The organism is Undibacterium hunanense (assembly GCF_014284335.1).
GTDB classification, from domain to species: domain Bacteria; phylum Pseudomonadota; class Gammaproteobacteria; order Burkholderiales; family Burkholderiaceae_D; genus Undibacterium; species Undibacterium hunanense.
Map to the genome: position 1 here is coordinate 1 of NZ_JACOGF010000029.1, position 5,891 is coordinate 5,891.

At 58.6% G+C, this 5,891-nt stretch carries 1 protein-coding gene; it reads left to right on the top strand.

Features of this window, described 5'->3' with window-relative positions:
* Positions 1-5,891, top strand: a 5,891-nt coding sequence (locus H8L32_RS27125) for a DUF4214 domain-containing protein (RefSeq protein ID WP_186950996.1), incomplete at both ends; no start/stop codon positions are given.

Consider the following 5,891-nt stretch of genomic DNA (forward strand, 5'->3'; position numbering starts at 1 on the left):
ACCGTATCCAACGTCACCGCACCAACGATTACGTCCGCAACCTATGATGGCATCACCCACGTCTTCACCGTCACCGGCACCAACCTGGTTCAAACCATCGGCGCGACCAATGACATCACCATATCCAAACTGACCATCACCGGCGAAGGCGGTGCCACCCGCACCTTGTCCACCACTGGCAACGTCGAAGTCACTTCTGCCACCAGCTTCACCTTTACCCTGGCCGGTGCCGACATCGCTGCCGTCGATGCCCTGCTCAACAAGAACGGCACGTCCTCCGCCAGTAGTTCAACGACGTATAACCTCTCTGCAGCCGACGACTGGGATAGCGTCATCACCGGCGGCAACATCGCTGATCTGACTGGCAATGGCATTACGGTATCGAATGCCGCACCAAGTATTTTAAGTTCCACCTACGATGCCAGCACCGGCATCCTGAGCGTTTCTGCCGTCAACATTGCCGGTGGCGACACCATTGATGTAAGCAAGCTGTCTTTGACTGGCCAGGCTGGTTCCTACACCCTGACCACCGCCAACGTCACCGCCAGCAGTGCCACCGCCTTCTCCGTCACCCTGAACGCGGCTGACAAGCTCGCCATCAATGGCATCCTGAACAACAACGGCACAGCAGCGGTTGATACCACCACCTTCAACCTCGCAGCCGCTGCATCCTGGGATGCCACCACGACATCAGCCGCCGACCTGACTGGCAACGCCGTGACAGTATCGAACGTCACCGCACCAACCATTACGTCCGCAACCTATGATGGTACTACCCACGTCTTCACCATCACCGGCACCAATCTGGTTAAAACGATAGGCGCGACCAATGACATCACCATATCCAAGCTGACCATCACCGGCGAAGGCGGTGCCACCCGCACCTTGTCCACCACTGGCAACGTCGAAATCACCAGCGCCACCAGCTTTACCTTTACCCTGGCCGGTGCAGACATTGCCGCCGTCGATAGCCTGCTCAATAAAAACGGCACATCGTCTGCCAGTAGTGCCACTGCCTACAATCTGGCCGCAGCCGACGACTGGAACAGCGTCATCACCGGCGGCAACATCCAGGATTTGACCGGCAACGGCATCACCGTCGCCAATGCCGCACCAAGCATACTGAGTTCCACCTACGATGCCAGCACCGGCATCCTGAGTGTCTCCGCCGTCAACATCGCCGGTGGCGACACCATTGATGTAAGCAAGCTGTCTTTGACTGGCCAGGCCGGTTCCTACACCCTGACCACCGCCAACGTTACTGCGAGCAGTGCGACCGCCTTCTCCGTCACCCTGAACGCCGCCGACAAGCTCGCCATCAATGGCATCCTGAACAACAACGGCACAGCAGCAGTTGATACCACCACCTTCAACCTCGCAGCAGCCGCATCCTGGGATGCCACCACCACCTCCAGTGCTGATCTGACAGGTAATGCCGTGACCGTATCCAACGTCACCGCACCAACGATTACGTCCGCAACTTACGACGGTACCACCCACGTCTTCACCGTCACCGGCACCAACCTCGTTAAAACCATCGGTGCCACCAATGACGTCACGATTACCAAGCTCACCATTACTGGTGAAGGTGGTGCGACCTACACCCTCTCCACCACCGGCAATGTCGAAGTCACCTCGGCCACCAGCTTCACCTTTACCCTGGCCGGTGCCGATATCGCCGGTGTCGATGCCCTGCTCAATAAAAACGGCACATCGTCTGCCAGTAGCGCCACGACCTACAACCTTGCCGCAGCCGACGACTGGAACAGCGTCATCACTGGTGGCAATATCCAGGATTTGACCGGCAACGGCATCACCGTCGCCAATGCCGCACCAAGTATTCTGAGTTCCAGCTACGATGCAGCGACCGGCATATTGTCCGTCTCCGCCGTCAACATCGTCGGTGGCGACACCATTGATGTCAGTAAATTATCGCTCACAGGCCAGGCCGGTTCCTATACCCTGACCACTGCCAACGTCACCGCCAGCAGTACCACGGCTTTCTCCGTCACCCTGAACGCCGCTGACAAACTGGCCATCAATGGCATATTGAACAAGAACGGCACCACTGCGGTTGATACCACCACCTTCAACCTTGCAGCTGCTGCATCCTGGGACGCCACCACCACCTCCAGTGCTGACCTGACCGGCAATGCCGTCAACGTCTCCAACGTGGCCGCCCCAACGATCACCTCCGCAAGCTATGACGTCACCACCCACATCCTGACTGTCACAGGCACTGGCCTGGTCAAGACCATCGGTGCCACCAATGACATTACTGTCACGGCCCTGACCATCACAGGCGAAGGCGCAGTCACACGTACCCTGTCCACCACCGGCAATGTTGAAATTACCAGTGGCACCAGCTTTGCAGTCACCCTGGCCGGTGCTGACCAGGCTGCGGTGGAAGCCCTGTTCAACAAGAACGGCACCACATCCACGAACGGCACGACTTACAACCTGGCAGCAGCCGATGACTGGGACAGCGCCATTACCGGCGGCAATATCGCCGTCACCACCGCAGCGCTTACCGTTTCCAATGTCCCGGTCCCGACCATCACCTCCTCCACCTACGACGCCAACACTGGCGTACTGACCGTGACAGGAACCGGCCTCAAAGGTCTGACAGGGGCCACCAATGACATCGTCGCCAACAAGTTCAGCCTGCAAGGTGAAGGCGGTACCAGCTATACCCTGACCACTACCAGCAATGTTGAGATCACCTCCGCCACCTCGTTCACACTGACCCTCAGTGCAGCGGACCGGCTGGGTGCCAATCTCATCATGAACAAGAATGGCACCAGCTCCACCAGTGTCAATACCTATAACCTGATTGCCGCAGAAGACTGGAATGCCGGTGCTGATGCAGCGGTTGTCATCGCCGACCTGACCGGCAATGGCATTACCGTCTCGAATGTCGTGGCACCAACCGTCACCTCAGCGACCTACAACGTCGCCACCGGTGTGCTGGTGGTCACGGGTAACAACTTCCTGAGCCTGACAGGGGCCACCAACGACATCACCGCCAACCGCATCCGTTTCCTGGGCCAGGGTGCCTTTAACTACACCCTGACCGATACCGCCAACGTCGACATCAGCTCCAACACCAGCTTCACCATGACCATGAGTGCCACCGACAGGGCGGCCCTGGCGTTGCGGATGAACAAGGATGGCACCTCGTCCACCGACAGCACCACCTACAACCTCGGTATGCTGGAAGACTGGAATACCGGTGCTGACGTGTCCGTCATCATCGCAGACCTGTTTGGTAATGGCATTACCGTCACCGGCAACAACGTCGCCCCCACCATCGGTGGCGTCGTGGCTGGCCAGACCGTGACCGAAACCACCACGGTTTCTCCGTTTGCTGCAGTCACCATCACCGACCCGGATGCCGGCGCCTCAGAAACCATCACCATCACCCTCGATGTTGCTGCCAAAGGTGCCTTCACAGCCGCTTCATTAGCCGCCACTGGCTTCTCGACCGCCGATGGCGGCCTGACCTATACCCATGCAGCCGGTAGCCCGGCCGCAGTCCAGGCGGCCATCCGTGGCCTGGTGTTCCAGCCGGCGGCGGGTCGTGTCCCTGTGGGCAGTACCGAAACCACCACCTTTACCATCAGTGCCAATGACGGTATTGCTTCTGCCGTACTCAATAACACCACCACCGTCATTGCCACTGGCATCAATGCAGCACCGACCAATATCAGCTTGTTGCCGGCCACCATCCTGCAAGGTTCCCCGGACAACACCAGTGTCGGCACGCTCTCTGCGACGGACCCCAACCCGAGTGACACCGCCAGCTTTAGTCTGGTGGCGGGCAATGGCACGAATGACCGCGACAATGGCAAGTTCATCATCTCCGGTACCAGCCTGGTGGCCAAGAACCCGCTGGGCATGACCCCGGGCACTTACACCGTACTGGTCCGCGCCACGGATGCGTCCAGTGCCACCTATGACAAGAGCCTGAGCATCACCGTTGGTGACAATGTGCCGCCAACAGTCACCGGCATTACCCGCATCAACCCAGAAAACACCAATCTCGGCACTGCCGATTACAAAGTCAGCTTCAGTGAAGCCGTTACTGGCGTGAATGTCGCCGCCTTTGTACTGGCCACCACCGGCAGCGCAACGGGGACCATCAGCAGCGTCACCCAGCTTGATGCCTCCACCTATAGCGTCAGGATTACAGGCCTGACAGGCGATGGCAGCCTGGGCCTGAACCTTAAAACCTCGGGCACCGGTATTATCGACACCGCCAGCCTGCCTTTGAGTGGCGGCTTTAGCGGTCAGCTGTACCAGGTGGACCATACCGCCCCGACCACCAGTGCCGGTAATCTCAAGTTCTCCAATGACGATGGCGTCAGCAGCACCGACTTCATCACGACTGCTTCATTACAAACCATCAGCGGTACCCTGAGTACCGGCTTGCTGGCCGGTGAAACCGTGCAGGTCTCGCTCGACAATGGCAGTACCTGGATCAATACCACCGCGGCCACCGGTGCCACCAGCTGGTCGCTGGCCAATCAGGTACTGGGTGGCAGCAATACCCTCAAGGTGCGGGTGGCAGATCTGGCCGGCAATGGCGGGCCGACCATCTCGCAGACCTTTACCATCAACAACACCACCGACAACAGCAATGCGGGTGATTCTGATGCCGATGGTGATGGCATCCCGCAACGTGTAGAAAACGCCGTCCCCAACCTCAACGGTACCGGCAATGGCGATGGCAATGGTGACGGTATCCCGGATCAGTCGCAGAAGAATGTCAGTTCCCTGCCATGGACCAGTACGCTGGGGGCAGGTCATTACGTCACACTGGCAAATGCCCAGCAACTGCCACAGACCAAGACCCTGACCACGCCGGCACCAACCACAATACCGGCGGACATGTCGATGCCGTATGGCTTGCTGACGGTACAGATAGAAGGCGGCACCACTGGTGGCGACGCCACCATGTCGCTCTACACGGATGCGCTGGCACCGGTGAATGGCTACTGGGTACAGAACAAGGCGGGGGAATGGGTCAACATCGCCACCAATATCGCTACCGTCAACGGCAAACTGAAGGTGGACTTCAAGGTCACGGATGGCAGCACCTTTGATGCCGATGGCCTGGCCAATGGCAAGATCTTGCTGACGGGGGCACTGGGCTTCAAGACGGTGCCGACCACACCGGTCACCGGTTTGCCGAATGACAAGGATGGCGACGGCATTCCAGATGCGGTGGAACTGCAAATGGGCACCAATCCGCTGGTGAAAGACAATGATGTCTTGCACCGCGCAGACATGTTTGCCATGCAGTTGTACCGCGATGTGCTGTTCCGCGAAGCCGATACGGCCGGGGTGCAGTACTGGCAGCAGCAGATTGACAGTGGCAAGATGACACGGGCACAGGTGGCTGCATCCTTCATGGCATCATCCGAGTTCCAGACGGGCATCGGTAGCCTGACGCGTCTGTACTTTGGTGCCTTTGATCGTTTGCCGGACCGTGATGGGCTGGCGTACTGGATACAGCAAGAGAAGGCGGGCATGAATCTGAGCAAGATCAGTGCATCCTTCGTGGCCAGTACGGAGTTCCAGAGTACCTATGGCAGTCTGGACAACAGTGCCTTTGTGGACCGGGTGTACCAGAATGTGTTACACAGAAGCTCAGACACGGCCGGTAAGGCGTACTGGCTGGGGCAACTCAACAGTGGGGTCACCCGGGGTGACTTGCTGGCGGGCTTCACAGAATCGACGGAGTTCAAGACCAGTTCCCAATCCAAGGTCTCGCTGACGCTGGATTATATCGGGCTGCTGGGCCATGCACCGGATGCCGCAACCTTCAATCAGTTGCTGGCACAGTCGGGCACGGATGCGGTGACGCTCATCGGGCAGTTTATTAATTC